Consider the following 22,663-nt stretch of genomic DNA (forward strand, 5'->3'; position numbering starts at 1 on the left):
GGCTCTGGTTCCGGCTCTGGTTCCGGCTCTGGTTCCGGCTCTGGTTCCGGCTCTGGTTCCGGCTCTGGTTCCGGTTCCGGTTCCGGTTCCGGTTCCGGTTCCGGTTCCGGTTCCGGTTCCGGTTCCGGTTCCGGTTCCGGTTCCGGTTCCTCAAGTGTCTCGGTCACGGCGTCGGGTTCAACGACCGCCGTTTCTTGCCCGGTCGGGTCAGGCAACACTGCGTCCAGTTCGACCCAGTGTGCCTCCATGCCCCCGCCCCGGGTGCCAGCCAACTCCGGTGCGGCATCACGCATCACCCATAGCGAGCCCAGTATCCCGCCATGCAGCGCGAAGCTCACGGCCACGCCCAGCGCCAACGCACGACGACTGCCGGAAGGGGATATGGAAGAACGGTGGGTCATGGATGAGCTAGCTCGCCGCAGGACACGAATGTATAGACGCCTTGACCGAAGAGAAGCTAACCCGCTCGCACATCGGCGCGTATGGGTCACGCATCTCCCAGAATCCGACTATCGCGGCTAGCCGGCGGATTGCCAAGTCACTGCCCACGAACAGAGCGCACCCTACCCTTAATGCGAATGGTTTGCACTCCCAGTCGCATATGGCACCATTCGCTCCGGATCGATACGCGGCAGCCCGGGTCAACTTTCCTCGGGTCCAAAACGATAAAACCCGCCCCGGCGGCACCGGGGCGGGTCGAAAAAGGCGGCTAGGCCGGCGGTATCGCCGGCCAGGCGCGATCAGTGCTGGTGACCGCCCTCGCCGTGGGCGTGGCCGTGCTCCAGCTCTTCGGCCGAGGCCTCGCGGACTTCGACAATCTCGACGTCGAAGTTCAGGGTCTCGCCGGCCAGCGGATGGTTGCCATCGACCGTGGCGGTGTCGCCCTCGACCTTGGTCACGGTGACCGTCAGCGGGCCGTTCTCGGTCTGCGCCTGGAACTGCATCCCCGGCTCGACGGATTCAACGCCCTGGAAGGCCTCCATCGGGATCTCCTGAACCATGGCGTCGATCTTCTCGCCATAGCCTTCTTCCGGGGAGACCTTCGCCTGGACCTTGTCACCGGCGGCCTTGCCCTCCAGCTCCTTTTCCAGGCCCGGGACAATCTGGCCTTGTCCGTGCAGGTAGGCCAGCGGCTCGCGGCCTTCGGAGCTGTCGATCTTCTCGCCAGCATCGTTGGTCAGGGTGTAGTGGATGGCCACCACGGCGTTCTGCGCGACTTGCATGGGCTTTGCCCTCTTAATACATGAACTTTTAAGGGTAACGCGGAATATCGCTCCACGTCAGGTCCACCCGCCGGACACGCGGTTTCCGGCGGGTGGGGTGTCCGCCGGGTCAGGCGGCCTTCTGCAACAGCAGTCGGTTCAACCGGGCGACGAAGCCGCTCGGGTCCTCCAGCTGCCCGCCCTCGGCCAGCAGGGACTGCTCGAACAGCAAGGAGGCCAGGTCGTTGAAGTCGTCGCCTTCCGCGGCCTTGAGGCGTGCGACCAGCGGATGGCCCGGGTTGACCTCCAGCACCGGCTTGCCGGAGAAGGTCTCCTGGCCCGCCTGTTTCAGCAGTTCCTGCAGATACAGCGCCATCTCGTGCTCGCCAAGCACGATACAGGCCGGGGACTCCACCAACCGCCGCGAGGGCCGCACGCTCTCCACGCGGTCGCCCAGGGCCTGCTGCAGACGTTCCGGCAGATCGCCCAGGTCGCCCTCCGCGGCTTGTTCGCCGGTCTCGTCCTTCTGCTCGACGTCCTCGCCGATGATCTTGTCGAGGTCCAGGTCACCCTTGGCGACATTCTTGATGGGCTTGCCGTCGAACTCGCGCAGGTGGGACAGCAGCCACTCGTCGACCCGGTCCGACAGCAACAGGACCTCGATCCCGTGCTTGCGGAAGATCTCCAGGTGCGGGCTATTCCGCGCTGCGGAGGCATTGTCGGCAGTGATCAGGTAGATCGCCTCCTGGCCCTCCTTCATGCGCCCGAGGTAATCCGCCAGCGCGACGTTCTGGGTGTCGTCGCTGTTATGGGTGCTGGCAAAGCGCAGCAACTTGGCGATCGCCTCCTGGTTGGCGAAATCCTCGCCCGGGCCCTCCTTCAGCACCCGCCCGAAGTTCTGCCAGATCTCGGCGTACGCCTCGGGCTCGTTTTTGGCGATGCTTTCCAGCAGCCCCAGGATCTTCTTCACCGAACCGGAGCGGATCGAGTCCACCAGGCGGTTGTCCTGCAGGATCTCGCGCGAGACGTTCAGCGGCAGGTCCGCCGAGTCCACCACCCCGCGCACGAAGCGCAGGTAGTTGGGCAGCAGCTTGTCCGCGTCGTCCATGATGAACACCCGCTTCACGTAGAGCTTCACCCCGTGGCGGGCATCGCGATCCCAAAGGTCGAACGGCGCGCGCTTCGGGATGTAGAACAGCGTGGTGTATTCCTGCCGGCCCTCCACGTGATTGTGGGTCCAGGCGGCCGGATCCTCGAAGTCGTGCGCGACGTGCTTGTAGAACTCCCGGTATTCCTCGTCGCTGATCTCGCTCTTCGAGCGAGTCCACAGCGCGCTGGCACGGTTCACGGTCTCCCAGTCGTCGGTAGGGTTGCCCTCCTCGTCCTGCTTGCGCATGCGGATCGGGAACGCCACATGGTCCGAGTAGCGCCCGATGATGTGGCGCAGACGCACGGGCTCGAGAAACTCGCCGGCGTCTTCCTTCAGCGTCAGGGTGATCTCGGTCCCGGCCTCGGTGCGCTCGCATGGGGTAATGGTGTATTCACCATCGCCACGCGACTCCCAGCGGGTACCCGCATCCTGTTCGCTGCCGGCGCGGCGCGTCTCCAGGCGCACGTGGTCGGCGACGATGAACGACGAGTAGAAACCCACGCCGAACTGACCAATCAGCTGGGAATCCTTTTTCTGGTCGCCAGTCAGCTTCTCGAGAAACGCCTTGGTACCCGAGCGTGCGATGGTGCCGATATGTTCGACCACCTCGTCCCGCGACATGCCGATGCCGTTGTCGCGCACCGTAACGGTCCGCGCCTCCGCATCCACCTCGACGTCAATCACCAGCTCCGCCGGCTGCGGGATCGCGTCCGGCTGGGCCAGGGCCTCGAAACGCAGCTTGTCACAGGCATCGGCGCCGTTGGAGATCAACTCACGCAGGAAGATCTCGCGATTGGAATAAAGCGAGTGGATCATCAGCTGCAGAAGCTGGCTGACCTCGGTCTCGAAACGGCGAGTCTCGGTGCTGGGTTCGGTCTGGGTTTCGGTCATGGCGTGCGTGTCCCTTGATTGTTCTCGACACGTCGTAAGGTAGGGTCGCCTGTCCCGTTTTCAAGGACCGCGGCCTGGTAAAGTCCGCCCGCTCCTTCCGGATCCAGCAGTGCCCAGACCGGCGCGAGCAGCTCCGGAAGCTGCTCCTCCAGCTGCCACGGCGGACGCAGCACCAGCATCCCGGAGCCCGCCAACCCGAGGTGGCGCTCCGGGTCGGCGGCGATACGCAACTCGCTGACCAGCCAGGGATCGTCCAGCTCGGCGCGTAACTGTTCGCGCATCGGGTGATCCGGCCGGCCTGCGAGAATGGGGTACCAGACCAGGATGATCCCGGTGTTCCAGCGCCGACGGATGGTGGTCACCATCTCCGCCACCTCGCGGTACTCCGACTTGCGCTCGTAGGACGGGTCCAGCAGGACCAGACCGCGGCGTGGCTCCGGCGGAAACAGCGCTCGCGCGGCCTCGCGCGCGTCACGCTTGTGCACATGGCAGCGTGAATCGCCGGCGAGGCGCGTCTGCAGCCGATCATAGGCCTCCGGATGGAGTTCGCACGCGATCAGGCGATCGCGTTCGCGCAACCGCGCCTGAATCAGCAACGGGGACCCCGGATATTCGGTAAGGCGCGGGGGCTTCGGCTGCATCCCCCGCAGCGTCTGCAGGAACGTGCGGCCCGCGGATGGCCAGACCGGATCCGCAGACCACAGACGTGCGATACCGGAGGTGGCCTCGTCGGTCTTGCGTGCCCGCGCGCTGGTCAGGTCGTAGCCCCCGGCGCCGGCGTGCAGGTCCACGGCCACGAAGGGTTTCTCGCGCCCGCGCAGCGATTCCAGAACCTGCCAAAGGACCAGGTGCTTGTGGACGTCGGCAAAATTGCCGGCGTGGTAGTCATGTTGGTAGCTGAGCATGCGTCCCTCAAACAAAAAGCCACCGCGAGGGTACCCGCGGTGGCTCAAGAAGGGCAGCCCGGAAGGACCGCCCTCGACCGTGTGAACGGCTTACTGGTTGACCGGCGAGTCCGGATCCAGAAGATACGCCATGACGTGCGCAATCTGTTCCTCGCTGAGGAAATTGTTGCGTCCGAACCGCGGCATCTGGGTGCACGGGAAGTACTGGTGGGGGTTGGACACCACCTGGTGCACGTAATTCACCACCGAACTGTCATTACCGCGGGTGGCCCCATACCCGGCCAGGCTCGGGCCCAGGGTGCCGTAAAGCTCCTCGGCCGGATCCATCTGATGGCAGGCGTAGCAGTTACCGCCTGCCTCGCGGGTACCATGGTCATCGTTTCGATGACCGATACGGTAGCCATACCCGGAGCGCGCCAACTCGGCGCCACGGCGCCAGTTGCCCAGGCGCGGACCACCCGGCGGCACCTCGTAGCTTTCGCGGGCCATGGCGATCACCTCGCCCGCGGTCCCGGAATTCGGATCGCCCTCGATCGAACAGGCGGCCTGAATGCCATCCTGCACCATGCGATCACGGGCCGACCCACCTTCCTGTGCCTCCTGCTCGAAACGATAACTGTCCGTTTCCAGCACGAGGTAATCTGCCAATTCATCGGCGCTCATCGCCGTAATGTCGACTTCGCCACTGGTCTCGCCCATCCAGCCATCGCAACCCGCGATCAGCACCGTGGACGCCAGAACGGCCAAGCCCGCCCCAACTGTCTTGTTCCTAAGCATCCCTGATGTCTCCTCTTGCGTCGGCTATTGCCGCTTCTGGCCGATCATCGTGCCGGCGTCTTCCAGGCGTAGGCCCGGTTGCCTCCAGGCCCGATGGAGAACAGGTCCCGGATCAACGGCCCATGGCCGCAAAATAAATAGACCCATGCTCGGGTCCGTCAGGAAAAACCACCGCGGGCCATCCCACGGTGGTTCAAAAAAGGGCAGCCCCGGGAGGCCGCCCTCGAACCAGCGTGTGGCTTACTGGTTGTTGACCGGCGACTCCGGATCCAGCAGGTAAGCCATGAGATGGCTGATCTGCTCGTCGCTCAGGAGCTGGTGACGGTCGGAGTTGAACCGCGGCATGTGGGTGCACGGGAAATACTGGTGAGGATTGGAAATCACCTCGTGCACGTAATTCAGCACCGCTTCGCTGGTACCACGGTTGGCACCGTAGTTCTGCAGGCTCGGGCCGATGTTCCCCTGCTCGGAAACCCGCGGGTCGAACACGTGGCAGTTGTAGCAGTTGCCGCCCGCCTCACGCTGACTGTGGTTGTCCGTGTTGTGACCCTGGCGGTAGCCATAACCGGAGTTCGCCAGTTCGGCACCCTTGCGCCAGTCACCCAGCTCCACGCCACCTTCCGGACGCTCGTAGCCGGCACGCGCCATGGCCACGACGCGGCCGGCGGTTTCGCCATCCGGATCGCCTTCCATGGAGCAGGCCTTCTGCAGCTCGTCCTGGGTCATGCGATCACGCCAGGAACCGCCTTCCTGCATCTCCTGGTCACGGAAGCTGTCCGTTTCGAAGATGAGATGCTCGGCCAGCTCGTCAGCGCTCATCGCGGTGATGTCGACATCCGAACCCTTGCTTCCATCGGCAACGGCGCAACCAGCGGCGAGGGCGACGGATGCGAACGCGGCCATGCCGGCCGCAACAGCATTCTTTTTAAACATACTTGGTGTCTCCTATTGCGTCCGTAGATTACCGCTTCAGGTCGGGCAGGATGGCCGGTTCGCCACGCGCCGCATCGTTCCAGAACGAGATCAGGGCGGTGTTGACCGGGGTATCGTGCTTGATACCAGCGTGGCGCATCTGCCACACGCAACCACGGATACGGTGGTTCTGGCTACGCACGTTGTCGTGACCGGCGCGGTGGGCGGGCCAGGAAACAGCCTTGGTCCATTCCTGCCCATTGCGCATCTCGGGCAGCACGGAGGCACGGATCTGCTTGCCGGAATCGCCATGGCAGCTGGCGCAGTTGAAGTCCATCGCGCCACCGCGGCGGAAGAACAGCTTTTCGCCCGCATCGCGCATGGCCTGCTCTTCCGGGTGATCCAGCGGCGGATTCCACGCCATACCGGAGGACTGGTGGGCAATGTAGGTGGTCAGCTTCATGATGTCGGAGCCGCTGCCGTGGCGCTGGCCAACGGCGGCATCATCGCTGGTAAAGCCCTGCAGCTCCTTCATGCAGTGCACCAGGCGCATTTCGAAGTCCATCACCTTGCCGGTGTCTTCGAAGTAGCGCGGCAGCTCGACATAGGCGCCGTCCAGCTCGCCCGGCCCCTTGCCGAAGTCGCAGCCTTCCAGGGAGACGTTGTTCGGGCCGCGCTGGGCGTAGAACAGGTCCTCGCCTTCCTCGACCAGCCACAGGGCCGGGTTGTCCGGCATCATCATGATGTTCATTTCACTCTGATGCAGGTAGGCGGAATCGGGGTTGTTCTGCAGCAGGTTCTGCAGGACATCATTGGGGTCTTGCCATTCGCCGGCCTGAGCCGCAGCCCCAACAGCCATTGCTACGGGCAACGCAAGCAATGCTTTCTTGAACATGGAAACCTCCATCACACGGGTTTTTTTTCGATTGAGCCCGGGACTGATCTGGCCCGGACCTGTGTAGCAGAGTGCTGAACCCGAGTCCGTGCTGTCAACACAAAAGACTATATTAGCGTTTGCTAAAAGGCTGTTTTGCAACGGTTCTTGGGGATCAACACCGAGGGGCAGACGATGGTTTTCCCTTTATTATTCCCCCCTTTCCAGATTTTTTTCGGGCGCAGTTCAGGCGCGCCCTGAGCGACAAACCCCTGATGTCGCGTGCGAATATCCGAGAACCATGGCCAGCCCGAGCACGGCGGGCTAAGCAGCCTCCACGGAATAGCGGGCTAGAAAGAGAAAAGCACCCAACGCAGGTGCGAGTACGGGGAGGGAGCGGAGAGCTGCGAACAAACCGCCCGAGGGTCAATCGCGACCCAGAACACCCTCATGGACCAGCAGCAGGCGTTTCACCTGGGCCAGCTCGCCAACCTGATCGCCGGCGTAACCGCCGACATCGCTGGAGGTACGAAAACGCGAGGACACCACGCGGTGGCAGGGGATAAACAAGGGCCAGGGGTTGGCACGACAGGCCTGCCCCACCGCACGGGGCGCCGAACCCACGCGGGTCGCGATCTCGGAGTAGGTGCGCACCTCGCCTACCGGGATCTCCGACAAGGCGGCCCACACCCGACGCGCATGGGCGCTGCCGGGCGGTACGGCCGACGTCGGGCGCCAGGCCGTGGCATCACGGCCGTATTGTTCCGGGTCAAAGCGCGGCGCCTGGAGATCCGCGCTCGGGATATCCACTAACGGAGCCAGGTCCTGAGGATCGTCCGGATCCTGCCAGTCGCAGGCCAGGATTTCGCCATCGGCAGATTCCAGCCACACAAAAGCCAGCGCGACTCCGGGGAGGAAGCAGCGCTGGCTGCGGGTCATCGGACCTGCCGACATCGAATAGCGAAATGCCAGGCGTGACAGGGGCCCGGCCATGCGCCGTGCCCCGTCCGGTCGCGTTATTTCGCGGCCTTGACGTCTTCCTTGATACGGGCGGCCTTGCCGGTCCGGTCGCGCAGGTAGTACAGCTTGGCGCGACGCACCTTGCCGCGGCGCTTCACCTTGATCTCGGCGATCTGCGGGCTGTGGGTCTGGAAGGTTCGCTCCACACCGTTGCCGTAGGAGACCTTGCGCAGGGTGAAGGCGGAGTTGAGGCCGCGATTGCGCACGGCGATCACCGCGCCCTCGAAGGCCTGCAGACGCTCGCGGTCACCTTCGCGGACCTTGACCTGCACCACCAAGGTATCGCCGGGCCCGAAGGCGGGCACATCCGACTTCATCTGCTCGGCTTCCAGTTCCTGAATGACGTTATTCATTGCTCGACCTCAATCATCGCTTTCGGTGCGCGAGCCGCCGGTATGGCCACTCGCACGGTATTCGTCCAACAGGGCCGCATCTTCGGCCCCGAGTTCCAGCCGGGCCAGCAGGTCCGGCCGCCGGGTCCAGGTCCTGCCCAGTGCCTCGCGGCGGCGCCAGCGCCGGATCGCGCCATGATCGCCCCCCTTCAGGACCGGCGGCACGGTACGTCCGGCGACCGTCTCCGGGCGCGTGTAGTGCGGGCAATCCAAAACCCCCGCACTGAACGAGTCCTGCTCGGCCGAATCCGCGTGCCCCAGAACCCCCGGTAGCAGGCGGGCACAGCCATCGATCACCGCCATCGCCGCAAGTTCGCCGCCCGAGAGCACGAAGTCGCCCAGCGACCACTCCGCGTCGACCTGCGCCTCGATAAAGCGCTCGTCGATACCCTCGTAGCGCCCGCAGACCAAGGCGACCCGCGGCCGCCCGGCCAGTTCACGCAGCATCGCCTGCCGGATCGGCTGCCCCTGCGGGGTCAGTGCGATCACGTACGGCGTGGCTTCGGCATCCGCCCGCGCCGCATTCAGCGCGGACGCCAGCGGCGCGTATTGCATCACCATGCCGGGACCCCCGCCATATGGCCGGTCGTCCACTGCCTGGTGAACACCGGCGCCCCAGGCGCGCGGATTCCAGTATCTCAGTTCCAGCTGACCGCGCTCCACGGCCCGCCCGGTCACTCCGGATTCGCCAACCGCTGCGACCAGCTCCGGAAACAGCGAGATGACGTCGAAACGCATCCGCGCCGCTTCAGAATTCCGGGTCCCAGTCGACCCGCACGCGGCGGGCCTCCAGATCCACGTCCAGCACGTACTGGTCGCGAACCCAGGGGATCAGGCGTTCCCGATCCCCCTGGACTACCAGCACGTCGTTGGCACCGGTCTCGATAAAACCCGAGATGGTTCCCAACACCGCGCCGTCGTTGTTCTCGACCGCCATGCCCAGAAGATCGGCCCAGTAGTAGGCGCCATCCTCGGCCGGTGGCAACCAGGCGCGCTCGATCGCGAGTTCGGCACCAATCAACCGGTGCGCCCCATCGCGATCCGCGGCGTCGTGAAACTTCATCACGACGCCCTGGCCATGGCCGCGGCCGCCCTCGACTTCAACCAGGCGCCAATCACTCCCGTGCTGCATCCACAGCTGCGGGAATTCGGTAATCGCGGCGCGCGGCGCGGTCTCGGAAAAGACCCGCACCCAACCCTTGACGCCATAGACCCCGGACACACGCCCGACGCGGATACGCTCATCCGCCTCACTCATGACCGCAGCCAAGCGTCAGTACAACGGCCGGGCGCCCTCAGGCCGCCGCGGACTGCTGCTGCTTGCGGTAACCCTTGACCAGGTGATTCACACGCTCGGACATGCCGGCGCCGTGACCCAGCCAGTGGTCCACGCGCTCCAGATCGATGCGCAGCGGTTCTTCCTGACCGCGGGCCACCGGGTTGAAGAAACCGATCTGCTCCTTGTAGCCGCTATCGCGACGAGCGCGGGAATCGGTAACCACGATCGAATAAAATGGGCGCTTCTTGGCGCCGCGGCGTAGCAGGCGAATCGTAACCATGTAGTGTTGAACCCCGTGAGTCCGTTTTCTCGAGAAAACGCGCGATTATAACGAATTCGACCGACAACACAAGGGAGAGCTCAGGTCTCCCTTGTGCGCCAGGCCGCCGCTCGCACGTGCTTTAGGTAGTTTCTGCTAGCGAAACGGCATCCCGCCGCCGGGGCCACCCATGCCCCCCATGCCCCCCATCTTGCTCCCCAGGGCCCGCATCATCTTCGATGCACCGCCCTTGGAGAATTTCTTCATCGCCTTGCTCATTTGGGTGTGTTGCTTGAGCAGACGATTCACATCCTGAATCTGGGTGCCGGAACCGGCGGCAATACGGCGCTTGCGCGAGCCCTTGATCACCTCCGGGTGACGGCGCTCGCGCTCGGTCATCGACGAGATTACCGCCATCATGCGACCGATCTCCTTGTCGTTGGCCTGATTCTTCACCGCATCCGGCAGCTTGCCACCGCCGGGGAGCTTCTCGAGCATGGAGCTCATGCCGCCCATCTTCTGCATCTGGCCCAGCTGATCACGCAGGTCGTTCAGGTCGAAGCCGCGCCCCTTCTTCAACTTGCGGGTCAGCTTCTCGGCCTGATCCTGGTCGACCTGGCGACTGGCCTCCTCGACCAGCGACAGCACGTCGCCCTTGCCGAGGATGCGCGAGGCGATGCGCTCGGGGTGGAACGGCTCCAGGGCATCCGGGCGTTCGCCCATGCCAATGAACTTGATCGGCACGCCGGTGATCTGGCGCACCGAGAGGGCCGCACCCCCACGGGCATCGCCGTCCGCCTTGGTCAGCACCACGCCGGTCAGCGGCAGCGCCTCGCCGAAGGCGCGTGCGGTGTTCGCCGCATCCTGCCCGGTCATGGAATCGACCACGAACAGGGTCTCGATCGGGTCGATCGCCTGATGCAGGGCCTGGACCTCGGCCATCATGTCCTCGTCGACATGCAGGCGGCCCGCGGTATCCACCAGCAGGACCTCGATGCCCTCGCGGCGGGCGCGGGCGACCGCATCCCTGGCGATCGCCTCGGGCTTCTGGCTGGTGTCACTGGGATAGAACGTGACTTCGACCTGGCCGGCCAGGGTCTCCAACTGCTGGATTGCCGCCGGGCGATAGACGTCACAGCTGACCACTGCGACCTTTTTCTTCTCGCGCTCGCGCAACAGGCGCGCGAGCTTGCCGATGCTCGTGGTCTTGCCGGCACCCTGGAGGCCGGCCACCAGCACCACGGCGGGCGGCTGCTGCGCCAGGTTCAGCGTGGCATTCTCGCCACCCATGGTCGCGATCAGTTCGTCATGGACGACCTTGATCAGGGCCTGGCCGGGGGTCAGGCTGCCGATGACCTCCTTGCCCAGCGCCTTTTCCTTGACGTCCTTGATGAACTCGCGCACCACCGGCAGGGCCACGTCGGCCTCCAGCAGCGCCATGCGCACCTCGCGCATGGCCTCCTGGACATTATCCTCCGTGAGCCGCGCCTGACCCTTCAGGCGCTTCATGGTCTCCTGCAGGCGGCTGGAAAGGCCGTCGAACATCACGCGTCCTCGTCTGAATCAGCGGTGGTCGGCGCACATCCACCGACCACGGGGCCGCACAGTATACCGCTCTCGCGCTCCGGGATGCAGGCCCACCGCCGGGCAACGGGTCGAGAGATCACAGCGGGGCACCCGAACTGGCGCCGGAACAGCCGTCACGATGTGCAATCCGCCCGCGGAGCGGCGATAATCCGGCGTCATGATCATTGCCATCGGACTCCTCGCCGTCGCGCTGTATCTCGTCACCGCGGGCTACCTGGTTGTCACCGCCCGCCGGCAGCCGCTGACACAGGGCCAGCCGCGGGCGCCCCTGGCCCTGTGGGGGCTCGCGCTGCTCGCCCACCTGGGCGCTCTGCTGCCGATGGTGCTGACCGATACGGGACTCAACCTGTGCCTGGGCAATGCGCTGTCGGCCTCGCTGTGGCTGGTGGCCGCACTGCTGTGGCTCACGAGCTGGCGCCACCCCCTGGCCATCCTCGGGGTCGTGATCCTGCCGCTGACCGCGCTGGCCGCCCTCACCGCTCTGCTGTGTGACGGCGATACGCGCTATACCACCTCGGCCGGGATCGATCTGCACATCCTGTTCTCGGCACTGGGCTGGGCGTTCCTCGCGCTGTCCACCGCACAGGCGGCGGTGATGGCCGCCCAGCACCGGGCCCTGCACAACCATCACGCCTCGGGCTTCGTGCGTGCCCTGCCGCCGTTGTTCTCGATGGAGGTGTGGCTGTTCCGGATGATCTTCATCGGCTGGCTGTTCCTCGGGCTCAGCCTGCTGTCCGGGTTCCTGTTCGTGGACAACCTGTTTGCCCAGCACCTGGTCCACAAGACCACACTGTCGATCCTGGCCTGGCTGATCTTCTCCACCCTGCTGATTGGCCGCTGGCGTCTTGGCTGGCGCGGCACCCGCGCGCTGGCCTGGACCACCGGCGGCTTTGTCGTGCTGGTGCTGGCCTATTTCGGCTCCAAGCTGGTACTGGAAGTCATCCTCGGACGCATCTGAACGCGGTAACCACGGCTTGACACCCCCGCGGGCCTTGCCTGAAATGATCCCGAGCATGCAGCCCCGCCCGTCCGCCCACCCCTGACCGCAGGCCGCACCCTTGCAAGAGATCCCGCTGTACGTCCTGTTCGGCGCCCTGGTGGTGCTGTTCCTGCTGTCGGCGTTCTTCTCCGGCTCGGAGACGGCGTTGATGGCGTTGAACCGCTATCGCATGCGCCACCGCGCGCAGACCGGCCATCGCGGCGCCCAGCGCGCCGCGCGGCTGCTGGAGAAACCGGATCGACTGATCGGACTGATCCTGCTGGGCAATAATTTCGTCAACATCATGATCGCGCAGATCGCCACCTTCATCGGGTGGCGCCTGTTCGGCGATACCGGCGTGGCCATCGCCACCGGCGTGCTGACCCTGACCCTGCTGATCTTCGCCGAGACCGCACCGAAGACCCTCGCCGCGCTGCACAGCGAACGCGTGGCCTACCCCGCCGCCTGGGTCTACTCTGGACTGATCAAGGTGATGTGGCCGGTGGTCTGGATGATCAACCTGATGGCGAACGGCGTGCTGCGCCTGTTCGGCGTCCATATGAATGCCGACCAGCGCGCCGCACTGAACACCGATGAACTCCGCAGCGTGGTCTCCGAGGCCGGCGCGCTGATCCCGGCCAACCACCAGCGCATGCTGCTGAACCTGCTGGATCTGGAGCGCACCACGGTCGAGGACATCATGATCCCGCGCAACGAGATTGTGGTGATCGACCTGAACGAACCCTGGAACGAGGTCGAGGACCAACTGATCCACGGCAGCTTCACCCGCCTGCCGGTGGTGGAGGGCGAGCTGGACCACATCGTCGGCTTCGTCCATCGCCGCGACGTCCTGCCACTGGTCGAACGTGACGCGTTCGGCCCCGACGACCTGCGTCAGGTCCTGACCCCGCCCTACTTCATTCCCGAAGGTACGGCGCTCAACCGCCAGCTGATCAACTTCCAGCAACAGAAGAAGCGGATCGGCCTGGTGGTGGACGAGTACGGTGATATCGAGGGGCTGATCACGCTGGAGGACCTGCTGGAGGAGATCGTCGGCGAGTTCACCACCGACTCCCCGGCGATGAGCGACGACCTCCTGCGTCAGGACGACGGCTCGGTCATGGTCGACGGCGGCATTCATCTGCGTGAACTGAACCGGGCCCTGGGCCTGGACCTGCCACAGGACGGCCCGAAGACCCTCAGCGGCCTGATCGTCGAACACCTGGAGAGCATCCCCGAAGCGCCCGTGAGCGTGAAAATCAACGGCGTGGTGATGGACATCGCCCAGATCAAGAACAACACCATCCGCACCGTGCGCGTGGTCGCGCCCGACCTGCCGGAAGCCCCACCGCAGAAGGCCCCCTGATGGCAAAGAGCAAGACCCAGTACGTATGCCAGTCCTGCGGCGCGATCAGCCCCAAGTGGGCCGGCCAGTGCGGCGACTGCGGCGCCTGGAACACCCTGGAGGAGGCCGCTCCGGCGGCCAGCGCCGGCCCGCGCGGCGGGTACGCCGGCGCGGTCGCCGGCATTACCCGCCTGGGCGAGGTCGAGCTGGCCGAGGTACCGCGCACCAGCACCGGGTTGTCGGAGCTGGATCGCGCCCTGGGGGGCGGCCTGGTCCACGGGTCGGTGGTGCTGCTGGGCGGCGACCCGGGCATCGGCAAGTCCACCCTGCTGCTGCAGACCCTGGACATGCTGCCCATCGGCGACACGCTCTACGTGACCGGCGAGGAATCGGCCCAGCAGATCGGCATGCGCGCCCGGCGCCTGGGCCTGGAGGTCGACGGGCTGCGCCTGCTGACCGAGACCCAGGTCGAGAACGTGATCGCCACCTGCGAACGCGAGCGCCCGCGCGTACTGGTAATCGACTCCATCCAGACGCTCTACACCGCTGCGCTGCAGTCCGCCCCCGGCTCGGTCGGCCAGGTGCGCGAAAGCGCCGCGGCCCTGGTGCGCATGGCCAAGCAGCGCGGCATCACCGTGATCCTGGTCGGGCACGTGACCAAGGACGGCCAGCTCGCCGGGCCACGCGTGCTGGAACACATGGTCGATACGGTGCTCTATTTCGAGGGCGACCCGGACGGGCGCTATCGCATGCTGCGCGCGGTGAAGAACCGCTTCGGCGCGGTGAATGAGCTGGGCGTGTTCGCCATGCTGGAGAACGGCTTGAAGGCCGTCTCCAACCCGTCCGCGATCTTCCTGTCACGTCACCAGGGGCCGGTGCCCGGCAGCGTCGTCATGGTTACCCGCGAGGGCACGCGCCCGTTGCTGGTCGAGGTGCAGGCGCTGGTCGCCGAGAGCCATGCCTCGCAGCCGCGGCGGATCACCGTCGGGCTGGAGCAGAACCGCCTGACCATGCTCCTGGCCGTACTGCATCGCCACGGCGGCGTGGCCCTGTTCGACCAGGACGTCTTCATCAACGTGGTAGGCGGCGTGCGCGTAACCGAGACTGCCGCCGACCTGCCGATGCTGGCGGCCGCGCTCTCCAGCTTCCGTGATCGCGCCCTGCCGCAGGAGCTGCTGGCGTTCGGCGAGGTCGGCCTGGCCGGCGAGATCCGCCCGGTCCCGAACGGCGAGGAACGCCTGCGCGAAGCGGCCAAGCATGGCTACACCCGCGCCATCGCGCCGGCCGCCAACGCCCCGCGCAAGCCGATCAAGGGGATGGAAGTCATTCCCGTCGCGCGCCTCTCCGAAGTCCTCGACGCCCTGTAGCGTCGTCTCCTGCCGCGCGCCCAGGTCGGGCCAGGTTCATCGCTCGGTGTTTACGTACTTTCGACCGGCCGCCTGCCTTGTTGTGGCTGGCCATGGTTCATCGTCCGGTGTTTACGGTGGCTCCGGTCCACCGCCTGCCAGGCGCTCTCTCGCGAGCGCACCGCGAGGTACTTCTTTGCTCGTGCAAAGAAGTACCCAAGAAACACGCCCGACTGCCGCGACCCCAGCCCGCTGCGCGGGCCGGGGTTTCCCTCGCTCCGAGGCTTTTCGCGGGCGGCGCTGAACTCGCTACGCCGCCCGCCCCACACACATCCAGCGCCTTTTCTCCCGCGAAAAGCCTCTCCACTCGGCGCGACGACAACGGGGAGGTAGGTCAAAACAACAGCTTTCCCGACGTTGTTGCCAGTGGATGATGGCTAGGTCTTCGGACATCTTCGGCACGCTCGGCCTTTGGCCGTTGCGTGCCGCGCCCGCGCGGCCGGCGCCGGGGGCTTTCGAGCGGCGATGCCTATGGTTAGGCGGAAGCGTCGGGATGCGGTCGGTTTTGACCTTCGCCTCCCGTATGGAGCCCCTTGCAGAAGGGTTCTCGGGCCGGGAGAAGGCGCTGGATGTCTGAGCGGAGCCGCAGGCGCAGCGAGTTCAGCGCCGCCGGCCCGAGGGCCCTGGAGCAAGGTTCCCGGGCGGAATCCGGGTGTCCTTCTTTGGGTCCTTTCTTGGACAAGCAAGAAAGGACCTCGCGGTGCGCTCGCGAGAGAGCGCGTGGCAGGCGGCCAGACGAACGCACCGTAAACACCAGATGACGAACCCGGCCTAGCCACAACAGGGCAGGCGGCTGGGCGAAGGCATGTAAACACCGGATTTCGGGCCACGGTCAGCCTGTTCGCCGGCAACACGGAGGCACAAAAAAGGCGCCCGGAGGCGCCTTTGCGATGCGCGGGAGCGCGCGGCGTTAGTTGATGGCGTCGAGATCGGCGGCCAGCGACTCGCGGGTGCCTTCGGCGACCGCGTCCAGCCGGTGGTTGTAGTTCTCGTGCTCCACACCCATGGCAATGGCCGCACCCGACTTCGCCGCCGCGACCATCTCCGGCGTCAACTCGAAGCGCAGGAAGTGCACCGACGAGGTCTTGTCGTCCGTCTCGCGCTCGAGGTCCTCGTTCGCGATCGGGTAGACCTTGTCATGCCCTTCGACCTGCACATAAGTCTTGCGCTCGATCCCGATCAGTTTGGACAGCTGCACCTTGCGCTCGTCCACGTCCGGATACTCGACCATCATGGTCGCCTTCCAGTTGGAGCCGTCCGGGATCAAGGGGTTGTAGGAATCCAGCTCCTCCTGGATGCCCTCGGCGTCGAAGATCTTCTCGACCCGCAGCATCTCCTGGATCTGGTACTGCATCGTCTTGCGATCCTCGAAGTGCAGGCTCACGGCCGGGCCCACCTGCACGACGCGATTGCGTTTGTGCTGCATCACCTCGGCGCGGAACTGGGGCCGCATCTCGTGGTACTTCTCCAGCGAATACAGGTCTTCACGACTCAGCTTGTCCACACTTGCCTCCATCTTCATCTCGATACCTCCTTCGCGCCGGACGGGTCCGTCAGGATCAGCACATCTCAGTGATCGTGATGCCCCGTCTTCGTGTAGTCCTTGTCGGACCAGAGGTTGTCTTTCAGTTCGTGATCGAACACCGGGTTATGCCGACGGATCCACTCCAGCACCATCGCGGCGTGCTCGATCTCCTCGTCGCGGTTGTGCGCGAGGATCGCCTTGAGCTCTTCGTCCTTGCAGCCGTCGATGCGCTGCTGGTACCAGTCCACCGCCTCGAGTTCTTCCATCAACGAGACGATCGCGCGATGCATCTCGCGCGACTCGTCGCTCAGTTCCTCCACCGGTTCGTGGTAGCTGTCACTCGCCATGGGTTCTCTCCGTTCGCGGGCGTTCGTTCACGCCCTTGCTGATCCTGATATACCGCCCGGCAGCCTTACAGGCCATACGCCTGGCGCAGAAGGGTTAGCGGATGCTCGGGCGCCTTGTCCTCGCCCTTGCCCTGCAGCCCGTTCTCGATCATGTGGCCGGCCATCGGGCAATCGCTCGAGTAGTGGTCGGACTCGGCCTTCTGCACGCGGCTGACTACCGGACGGCAGATCTTGGATGCCGTCTCGTAGAATTCGCTTTTCACCCCGTAGGTGCCGTCGTGTCCGGAGCAGCGCTCGATCACGTCGATCTCGGTCTCCGGCACCAGTTTGAGCAGATCACGGGTCTTCAGACCCATGTTCTGCACCCGCAGGTGGCAGGCGGCGTGGTAAGCGATCTTGCCGAGCTTCTCGGGGAAATCGGTATTCAGCTTGCCGTCCTTGTGCCGCTCCATCAGGTACTCGAACGGGTCGAAGATGCGGTCGCGCACTGCGATCACGTCGGCGTCGTCCGGGAACATCAGCGGAAGTTCCTGCTTGAACATCAGCACGCAGGACGGCACCGGGGCCACGATGTCATAGCCCTGGTCGATCATGCGCTTCATTGCCGGGATGTTGGCGTCCTTGGAGGCCTCTACCGACTTCAGGTCGCCCAGCTCCAGCTTGGGCATGCCGCAGCACTGTTCCTTCTCGACCAGGGTGACCTCGATACCGTTGTGCTCGAAGACCTTGACCAGGTCCTCGACCAGATGCGGCTCGTTGTAGTTGCCGTAGCAGGTCGCGTAGAGGGCGACCTTGCCCTGGGTGGCACCGGCCGGCTCGGGGTTGCTGACACCCTTCGCGGTCTTGGCAACGCGCGAGCGGCCCTTGCTGGAGTGGTACTCGGGGACCGGGGCGTCCGGGTGCACGCCCATGGTCTTGTCCAGCATCTTGCGCACCGCGCCGTTCTTGTTCGCGGCATTGACCGCGCCGGCCACCACCGGGATGCCCGCCAGCTTGCCGACCATGTCCGTGCTGGACATCAGCTTGTGCGAGGTCTTGGCGCCCTCGTTCTGGAAACGGAAGGCCTTGGCCCGAAGCATCAGGTGCGGGAAGTCCACGTTCCACTCGTGCGGCGGCACATAGGGGCACTTGGTCAGGTAGCACAGATCACACAGGTAGCAGTGATCGACGACCTGCCAGTAATCCTTCTTGTCGACCCCGTCGACCTCCAGGGTCTCGGATTCGTCGACCAGGTCGAACAGGGTGGGGAAGGAGTTGCACAGGCTTACGCAACGACGGCAGCCGTGGCAGATATCAAAGACCCGTTCCAGTTCGCTGAACAGCGATTCCTCGTTGTAGAACTCCGGGTTCTTCCAGTCCAGCGGATGACGGGTCGGGGCTTCGAGACTTCCTTCACGTTGGTGCGTCGGCGCAGACATGCATCCCTCCGGTGTCCGTATCAGTACGATGCTTCGAGGGAAACACGGAACAGCATGCGAGGTGAACTGCATTCAGCCACGCCACAGGCTGTTCCGTATCTCCCGGAAAACGGGGCCGGCGGACCGGCCCCGTGTACTTCCAGCACTGCGAGACGATCAGTCGTCCAGCTGGTCCAGCGCCTTCTGGAAGCGGTTGGCGTGGGAACGCTCCGCCTTGGCGAGGGTTTCGAACCAGTCGGCGACTTCGTCAAAGCCTTCGTCGCGGGCGGTCTTGGCCATGCCCGGGTACATGTCGGTGTACTCGTGGGTCTCGCCGGCGACGGCGGTCTTCAGGTTGGCGGAGGTGGGGCCGAACTCCAGGCCGGTGGCCGGATCGCCGCAGCTCTCGAGGTACTCGAGGTGACCGTGGGCGTGGCCGGTTTCACCTTCCGCGGTGGAACGGAACACGGTAGCGACGTCGTTGTAGCCTTCCACGTCGGCCTTGGAAGCGAAGTACAGGTAACGGCGGTTGGCCATCGATTCGCCGGCAAAGGCCTCTTTCAGGGCTTCTTCGGTCTTGCTGCCTTTCAGGTCCATGGTGCTCTCCTTCTCTCTGGATAAGTTCTACACAACCACAGGAATGTCTGTGCAGACGGGCGTTTAGACTCGGTCTAAACCGTACGAAAACTCTAGTCGGCACCCGGTTCAGTGTCAACCGGAAGCCCTCCGGATTATGGGGGCGGTGGCGCCATAAACAAGGGCTGCCGTGTGCCACGCCTTTCCTCGCCGCAGCGGATCGGATACTTTCTCACCTTTTCGACCCGGTAATCCATCATGACCGACTCGCCCAGCGCCGACAGCCCGGCGGAATTCGAAGCCAGCCTGGAGGCCCTGGAGGCCCTGGTCGCCCGGATGGAGTCCGGCGAGCTCGGCCTGGAGCAGTCGCTGGGCGAATTCCAGCGTGGCATGGAACTGGTCAACCGCTGCCAGCTGGCGCTCGACGATGCGCAGCGCCGGATCGAGGCACTGGCCCAGGAAGCACCTTCCGGCACCGCTGCCCAGAATGACCATCACGCAAGCACCCATGTTCCCCGGACACCGGAGCCGCACGATACGACGGACCCCGATGTCCCGTTCTAGCGAGCCGCCATTGACCGCCACCGCCCCCGAGCAGGCCCTGAACGAATACCAGCAACGCATCGAGGCCGTCCTCGACCGCCACCTGGGCACGGACGGCGCCCCCGACGCCCGCCTGATCGAGGCGATGCGCTACGCCACGCTGTCCGGCGGCAAGCGCCTGCGCCCGGTCCTGGTCTACGCGGCCGGGCGCACGACCGGCGCCCCGGAACCGGCGCTGGATGCGATGGCCGCAGCGGTGGAGATGATCCACGTCTATTCGCTGATCCACGATGACCTTCCGGCGATGGACGATGATGACCTGCGTCGCGGCCGCCCGACCTGCCACAAGGCCTTCGACGAGGCGACCGCCATCCTCGCCGGGGATGCCTTGCAGGCCCTGGCCTTCGACATCCTGACCGATGGCGTCGCGGAATTGCCCGCGCCGACCGGGCTGAACGCGGTGCGCGAGCTCGCGCGCGCCGCCGGCCTGCACGGCATGGCGGGCGGCCAGGCGATCGACCTCGGGGCCTGCGGCCAGCCCATCGACCTGCCGGAACTGGAACGCATGCACCGGCTGAAGACCGGCGCCCTGATCCGCGCCTCGGTGCGGCTGGGGGCGCTGGCCGGCACGCCCGACCCCGACGCCCTGGAACGCCTGACACGCTACGCCGAATGCATCGGCCTGGCCTTCCAGATCCGTGACGACGTCCTCGACGTGGAAGGCGACCCCGAGATCCTGGGCAAGGCCTGTGGCGCCGATGCCCGCCTGCACAAGCCCACCTTCCCCTCGCTGCAGGGCCTGGAGGCCTCGCGCGAGCGGGCGGTGGCGCTGGTCGACGAGGCACTGACCGAGCTGCAACCCTTCGGTCAGGAGGCGGACTTGCTTCGCTTCCTGGCGCGGTACATCGTCGATCGCATGAATTGAACCGGCCCGCCTAGATGACCCCCACACCCCTGCTGGATGCAATCGAATGGCCCGCCGACCTGCGGGAACGCCCGGCCTCGGACCTCACCGGGGTGGCCGACGAACTGCGTCAATTCCTGATCGAGAGCGTCTCGCGCACCGGCGGCCATCTCGCTGCCAACCTCGGCACGGTGGAACTCGCGATCGCGCTGCACTACGCGTTCAACACCCCCGACGACCGCATCGTCTGGGACGTCGGCCATCAGGCCTACGCCCACAAGATCCTGACCGGACGCCGGGCCGACATGGCCCATCTGCGCCAGTACGGGGGCCTGGCCGGCTTCCCCAAACGCGCGGAGAGCGAATACGACGCCTTCGGGGCGGGGCACTCCAGCACCTCCATCAGCGCTGCCGCCGGCATGGCCCTGGCGGCGAAGCACGCCGGGCTGGACCGGCGCCACGTGGCCGTAATCGGCGACGGCGCGATGACCGCGGGCATGGCCTTCGAGGCGCTGAACCACATCGGCGATCTCGACTGCAACCTGCTGGTGATCCTGAACGACAACGATATGTCGATCTCGCCCAACGTCGGCGCACTCAATCAGTACTTCACCCGACTGCTGTCCGGCCCGCTATACAGCTCGATGCGCGAGGGCTCCAAGCGCATGCTGGAGTTCGTCCCGCCGATGAAGGCCTTCGCCCAGCGCGCCGAGGAACACATGAAGGGCATGTTCGTGCCCGGCACGCTGTTCGAGGAACTGGGCTTTCGCTACTTCGGCCCGGTGGACGGCCACGACGTGAACGGGCTGGTCTCGATCCTGAAGAACCTGCGCGGCACCCACGGGCCGCAGCTGCTGCACGTGGTTACCCGCAAGGGCCAGGGCTATGCACCGGCGGAGGAAGACCCCTGCCGCTACCATGGCGTGTCCAAGTTCGAGCCGGAAAACGGCCTCGCCCCGTCCGCCCCGAAGCCCCCAACCTACACCGACATCTTCAGCCAGTGGCTGTGCGACCAGGCCACGGCCGACAATCGCCTGCTGGGTATCACCCCGGCCATGCGCGAGGGTTCCGGACTGGTCGCGTTCTCCGAACAATTTCCACAGCGCTATTTCGACGTCGGGATCGCCGAGCAGCATGCCGTCACCCTGGCCGCGGGCATGGCCTGCGAGGGCCAGAAGCCCGTGGTTGCGATCTACTCGACCTTCCTGCAGCGCGCCATGGATCAGGTGATCCACGACGTCGCACTCCAGAATCTGCCGGTGCTGTTCGCCGTGGATCGTGCCGGAATCGTCGGCGCCGATGGCCCGACCCATGCCGGCACCTTCGACACGGCCCTGCTGCGCACGGTCCCCAACCTGCTGCTGATGGCACCCGCCAACGAGCGCGAGTGTCGCCAGATGCTGTCCACCGGCTTCGCCCACGACGGCCCGGCGGCGGTGCGCTATCCGCGCGGTGGCGGGCCCGGCGAACTGCCGGAGGGCGGCAGCGAGGATCTGGAAACATTGCCGGTCGGGCGCGCCGAGGTCGTGCGCGAGGGCCGGGGTCTGGCCATCCTCAGCTTCGGCGCGCTGCTGGAGACCGCCCTGGCGGCCGGCGAGGCGCTGGATGCCACCGTGGTCAACATGCGCTTCATCAAGCCCCTGGATACGGATCTGCTGGCGCAACTGGCCGCCAGCCACCAGGGCTTCGTGACGATCGAGGATCATGCGCGCGCCGGTGGTGCCGGCAGCGCAGTACTGGAGTGGCTCTCGGCCGAAGGGCTGACCCGGCCCTGCCAGGTACTGGGCATCCCGGATGCCTTCACCGAGCATGGCTCGCGCGAGCAGATCCTCGCCGATTGCGGCCTCGACACGGCCGGCGTACTGGCCGCGATTCGCCACGCCTTCGGGCTGGAGAATTGCGCGGACGACGGCAGCCGGATAGGCTTCGCGGGCTAATCAAAACCCGGCCGCCATGGCCGCTCGCCCGGAAAACGATCATGAGTGCCCGTTACACCCTTCGCGTCCTGACCGACTTTGCCTCCGCGCATACCCTGCGCGACTACCCGGGGCAGTGCGCGAACATGCACGGGCACAACTGGAAGGTGGAGGCCGAGGTCCAGGCCGAGACCCTGGACGATTCCGGCATGGCGGTGGACTTCAAGGTGGTCAAGACCGCCGCGCGCGAGATCGCGGGGCAGCTGGATCACCGCTACCTGAACGACGTCCCGCCGTTCGACACGGTCAACCCCACGGCCGAGAACATTGCCCAGTGGTTCTACCGGGAAATGGCCGGACGCCTGAACCGCCCGGGCCTGCGCATGCACGCGCTGACCCTGTGGGAGACCGACCGCGCCTGCGTGCGCTACAGCGAAGACGGCTGACGCCCCACTCGCTCCAGCAACCCCCGCGCCC

The 22,663-nt window shown here is 65.6% G+C and carries 24 protein-coding genes and 1 pseudogene; 8 read left to right on the forward strand and 17 right to left on the reverse strand.

Features of this window, described 5'->3' with window-relative positions:
- From D573_RS14730 to ffh, 13 genes and pseudogenes are all read right to left on the reverse strand, one after another.
- Positions 1–356: pseudogene (locus tag D573_RS14730) on the reverse strand (energy transducer TonB); the annotation flags it as partial.
- Between the two features lie 384 nt (positions 357–740).
- On the reverse strand, positions 741–1,223 hold the full coding sequence (locus D573_RS0100235) for a peptidylprolyl isomerase (protein WP_018169167.1): 483 nt from the start codon (positions 1,221–1,223) through the stop codon (positions 741–743).
- Positions 1,224–1,332: 109 nt separating this feature from the next.
- Positions 1,333–3,243, reverse strand: a complete 1,911-nt coding sequence (gene htpG, locus D573_RS0100240; protein WP_018175866.1) for a molecular chaperone HtpG — start codon at positions 3,241–3,243, stop codon at positions 1,333–1,335.
- Positions 3,240–4,148: a 23S rRNA (adenine(2030)-N(6))-methyltransferase RlmJ gene (locus D573_RS0100245; RefSeq protein ID WP_018937243.1), complete on the reverse strand. Its 909-nt coding sequence runs from the start codon at positions 4,146–4,148 to the stop codon at positions 3,240–3,242. The genes htpG and D573_RS0100245 overlap by 4 nt, the downstream gene beginning before the upstream one ends.
- Before the next feature lie 90 nt (positions 4,149–4,238).
- Entirely contained in the window at positions 4,239–4,925 is a 687-nt protein-coding gene (gene soxX, locus D573_RS0100250) for a sulfur oxidation c-type cytochrome SoxX (protein ID WP_026287874.1), read from the reverse strand.
- A gap of 240 nt (positions 4,926–5,165) precedes the next feature.
- Positions 5,166–5,858 (reverse strand): sulfur oxidation c-type cytochrome SoxX, encoded by a 693-nt coding sequence (gene soxX, locus D573_RS0100255; RefSeq protein WP_018937245.1) that lies wholly within the window; start codon positions 5,856–5,858, stop codon positions 5,166–5,168.
- A gap of 28 nt (positions 5,859–5,886) precedes the next feature.
- The gene (soxA, locus tag D573_RS0100260) at positions 5,887–6,696 is read right to left on the reverse strand and encodes a sulfur oxidation c-type cytochrome SoxA (protein ID WP_018939154.1); all 810 of its coding nucleotides are present in this window, start codon (positions 6,694–6,696) and stop codon (positions 5,887–5,889) included.
- A gap of 441 nt (positions 6,697–7,137) precedes the next feature.
- Complete coding sequence (locus D573_RS0100265) at positions 7,138–7,704, reverse strand: methylated-DNA--[protein]-cysteine S-methyltransferase (RefSeq protein WP_018937247.1); 567 nt, start codon at positions 7,702–7,704, stop codon at positions 7,138–7,140.
- A 23-nt stretch (positions 7,705–7,727) separates the two neighbouring features.
- On the reverse strand, positions 7,728–8,084 hold the full coding sequence (rplS, locus tag D573_RS0100270) for a 50S ribosomal protein L19 (RefSeq protein ID WP_018937248.1): 357 nt from the start codon (positions 8,082–8,084) through the stop codon (positions 7,728–7,730).
- Positions 8,085–8,093: 9 nt separating this feature from the next.
- Positions 8,094–8,861 carry a tRNA (guanosine(37)-N1)-methyltransferase TrmD gene (trmD, locus tag D573_RS0100275; RefSeq protein WP_018937249.1) on the reverse strand — a complete coding sequence of 256 codons (768 nt, stop codon included), beginning with the start codon at positions 8,859–8,861 and terminating at the stop codon, positions 8,094–8,096.
- Between the two features lie 10 nt (positions 8,862–8,871).
- A complete protein-coding gene (gene rimM / locus D573_RS0100280) occupies positions 8,872–9,381 on the reverse strand; it encodes a ribosome maturation factor RimM (protein ID WP_018937250.1) in 510 nt (169 codons plus the stop codon).
- Positions 9,382–9,418: 37 nt separating this feature from the next.
- The gene (gene rpsP, locus D573_RS0100285) at positions 9,419–9,682 is read right to left on the reverse strand and encodes a 30S ribosomal protein S16 (protein WP_018145315.1); all 264 of its coding nucleotides are present in this window, start codon (positions 9,680–9,682) and stop codon (positions 9,419–9,421) included.
- A 135-nt stretch (positions 9,683–9,817) separates the two neighbouring features.
- Complete coding sequence (gene ffh, locus D573_RS0100290) at positions 9,818–11,206, reverse strand: signal recognition particle protein (RefSeq protein ID WP_018145314.1); 1,389 nt, start codon at positions 11,204–11,206, stop codon at positions 9,818–9,820.
- A gap of 199 nt (positions 11,207–11,405) precedes the next feature.
- Between ffh and D573_RS0100295 the strand changes: the two genes are divergently transcribed.
- From D573_RS0100295 to D573_RS14735, 4 genes are all read left to right on the forward strand, one after another.
- Entirely contained in the window at positions 11,406–12,206 is an 801-nt protein-coding gene (locus D573_RS0100295; protein WP_018937251.1) for an inner membrane protein YpjD, read from the forward strand.
- A 100-nt stretch (positions 12,207–12,306) separates the two neighbouring features.
- Positions 12,307–13,593: an HlyC/CorC family transporter gene (locus tag D573_RS0100300; RefSeq protein WP_018145312.1), complete on the forward strand. Its 1,287-nt coding sequence runs from the start codon at positions 12,307–12,309 to the stop codon at positions 13,591–13,593.
- A complete protein-coding gene (gene radA, locus D573_RS0100305) occupies positions 13,593–14,939 on the forward strand; it encodes a DNA repair protein RadA (RefSeq protein ID WP_018937252.1) in 1,347 nt (448 codons plus the stop codon). Before D573_RS0100300 ends, radA begins: the two co-directional genes overlap by 1 nt.
- Before the next feature lie 409 nt (positions 14,940–15,348).
- A complete protein-coding gene (locus D573_RS14735; protein ID WP_038068192.1) occupies positions 15,349–15,555 on the forward strand; it encodes a hypothetical protein in 207 nt (68 codons plus the stop codon).
- 333 nt (positions 15,556–15,888) lie between these two features.
- Here the strand turns inward: D573_RS14735 and D573_RS0100310 are convergent, their stop codons facing one another.
- From D573_RS0100310 to D573_RS0100325, 4 genes are all read right to left on the reverse strand, one after another.
- The gene (locus D573_RS0100310; protein WP_018169074.1) at positions 15,889–16,500 is read right to left on the reverse strand and encodes a DUF3501 family protein; all 612 of its coding nucleotides are present in this window, start codon (positions 16,498–16,500) and stop codon (positions 15,889–15,891) included.
- Between the two features lie 47 nt (positions 16,501–16,547).
- Entirely contained in the window at positions 16,548–16,850 is a 303-nt protein-coding gene (locus D573_RS0100315; RefSeq protein ID WP_017940767.1) for an encapsulin-associated ferritin-like protein, read from the reverse strand.
- A 65-nt stretch (positions 16,851–16,915) separates the two neighbouring features.
- Positions 16,916–18,268: a heterodisulfide reductase-related iron-sulfur binding cluster gene (locus D573_RS0100320; protein ID WP_018145309.1), complete on the reverse strand. Its 1,353-nt coding sequence runs from the start codon at positions 18,266–18,268 to the stop codon at positions 16,916–16,918.
- Positions 18,269–18,424: 156 nt separating this feature from the next.
- Entirely contained in the window at positions 18,425–18,844 is a 420-nt protein-coding gene (locus D573_RS0100325) for a rubrerythrin family protein (RefSeq protein ID WP_018145308.1), read from the reverse strand.
- 237 nt (positions 18,845–19,081) lie between these two features.
- On the opposite strand from D573_RS0100325, the gene D573_RS0100330 reads away from it, so the two are divergent.
- From D573_RS0100330 to queD, 4 genes are read left to right on the forward strand one after another with little or no spacing between them, the layout of a single operon-like run.
- Positions 19,082–19,387 (forward strand): exodeoxyribonuclease VII small subunit, encoded by a 306-nt coding sequence (locus tag D573_RS0100330; RefSeq protein ID WP_018169073.1) that lies wholly within the window; start codon positions 19,082–19,084, stop codon positions 19,385–19,387.
- A gap of 10 nt (positions 19,388–19,397) precedes the next feature.
- Entirely contained in the window at positions 19,398–20,291 is an 894-nt protein-coding gene (gene ispA / locus D573_RS0100335; protein WP_018937253.1) for a (2E,6E)-farnesyl diphosphate synthase, read from the forward strand.
- A gap of 14 nt (positions 20,292–20,305) precedes the next feature.
- On the forward strand, positions 20,306–22,207 hold the full coding sequence (dxs, locus tag D573_RS0100340) for a 1-deoxy-D-xylulose-5-phosphate synthase (protein ID WP_018937254.1): 1,902 nt from the start codon (positions 20,306–20,308) through the stop codon (positions 22,205–22,207).
- A 41-nt stretch (positions 22,208–22,248) separates the two neighbouring features.
- Positions 22,249–22,632 carry a 6-carboxytetrahydropterin synthase QueD gene (queD, locus tag D573_RS0100345; RefSeq protein ID WP_018145304.1) on the forward strand — a complete coding sequence of 128 codons (384 nt, stop codon included), beginning with the start codon at positions 22,249–22,251 and terminating at the stop codon, positions 22,630–22,632.
- Positions 22,633–22,663 lie beyond the last annotated feature (31 nt).

Source organism: Thioalkalivibrio sp. AKL9 (genome assembly GCF_000377825.1).
In the GTDB taxonomy this organism is placed as follows: domain Bacteria; phylum Pseudomonadota; class Gammaproteobacteria; order Ectothiorhodospirales; family Ectothiorhodospiraceae; genus Thioalkalivibrio; species Thioalkalivibrio versutus.

Coding starts and splice junctions, on each gene's coding strand:
- D573_RS0100235 (WP_018169167.1), bottom strand. CDS start 1,223: ATGCAAGTCGCGCAGAACGCCGTGGTGGCCATCCACTACACCCTGACC.
- htpG (WP_018175866.1), bottom strand. CDS start 3,243: ATGACCGAAACCCAGACCGAACCCAGCACCGAGACTCGCCGTTTCGAG.
- D573_RS0100245 (WP_018937243.1), bottom strand. CDS start 4,148: ATGCTCAGCTACCAACATGACTACCACGCCGGCAATTTTGCCGACGTC.
- soxX (WP_026287874.1), bottom strand. CDS start 4,925: ATGCTTAGGAACAAGACAGTTGGGGCGGGCTTGGCCGTTCTGGCGTCC.
- soxX (WP_018937245.1), bottom strand. CDS start 5,858: ATGTTTAAAAAGAATGCTGTTGCGGCCGGCATGGCCGCGTTCGCATCC.
- soxA (WP_018939154.1), bottom strand. CDS start 6,696: ATGGCTGTTGGGGCTGCGGCTCAGGCCGGCGAATGGCAAGACCCCAAT.
- D573_RS0100265 (WP_018937247.1), bottom strand. CDS start 7,704: ATGGCCGGGCCCCTGTCACGCCTGGCATTTCGCTATTCGATGTCGGCA.
- rplS (WP_018937248.1), bottom strand. CDS start 8,084: ATGAATAACGTCATTCAGGAACTGGAAGCCGAGCAGATGAAGTCGGAT.
- trmD (WP_018937249.1), bottom strand. CDS start 8,861: ATGCGTTTCGACGTCATCTCGCTGTTTCCGGAGCTGGTCGCAGCGGTT.
- rimM (WP_018937250.1), bottom strand. CDS start 9,381: ATGAGTGAGGCGGATGAGCGTATCCGCGTCGGGCGTGTGTCCGGGGTC.
- rpsP (WP_018145315.1), bottom strand. CDS start 9,682: ATGGTTACGATTCGCCTGCTACGCCGCGGCGCCAAGAAGCGCCCATTT.
- ffh (WP_018145314.1), bottom strand. CDS start 11,206: ATGTTCGACGGCCTTTCCAGCCGCCTGCAGGAGACCATGAAGCGCCTG.
- D573_RS0100295 (WP_018937251.1), top strand. CDS start 11,406: ATGATCATTGCCATCGGACTCCTCGCCGTCGCGCTGTATCTCGTCACC.
- radA (WP_018937252.1), top strand. CDS start 13,593: ATGGCAAAGAGCAAGACCCAGTACGTATGCCAGTCCTGCGGCGCGATC.
- D573_RS14735 (WP_038068192.1), top strand. CDS start 15,349: ATGATGGCTAGGTCTTCGGACATCTTCGGCACGCTCGGCCTTTGGCCG.
- D573_RS0100310 (WP_018169074.1), bottom strand. CDS start 16,500: ATGAAGATGGAGGCAAGTGTGGACAAGCTGAGTCGTGAAGACCTGTAT.
- D573_RS0100315 (WP_017940767.1), bottom strand. CDS start 16,850: ATGGCGAGTGACAGCTACCACGAACCGGTGGAGGAACTGAGCGACGAG.
- D573_RS0100320 (WP_018145309.1), bottom strand. CDS start 18,268: ATGTCTGCGCCGACGCACCAACGTGAAGGAAGTCTCGAAGCCCCGACC.
- D573_RS0100325 (WP_018145308.1), bottom strand. CDS start 18,844: ATGGACCTGAAAGGCAGCAAGACCGAAGAAGCCCTGAAAGAGGCCTTT.
- D573_RS0100330 (WP_018169073.1), top strand. CDS start 19,082: ATGACCGACTCGCCCAGCGCCGACAGCCCGGCGGAATTCGAAGCCAGC.
- dxs (WP_018937254.1), top strand. CDS start 20,306: ATGACCCCCACACCCCTGCTGGATGCAATCGAATGGCCCGCCGACCTG.
- queD (WP_018145304.1), top strand. CDS start 22,249: ATGAGTGCCCGTTACACCCTTCGCGTCCTGACCGACTTTGCCTCCGCG.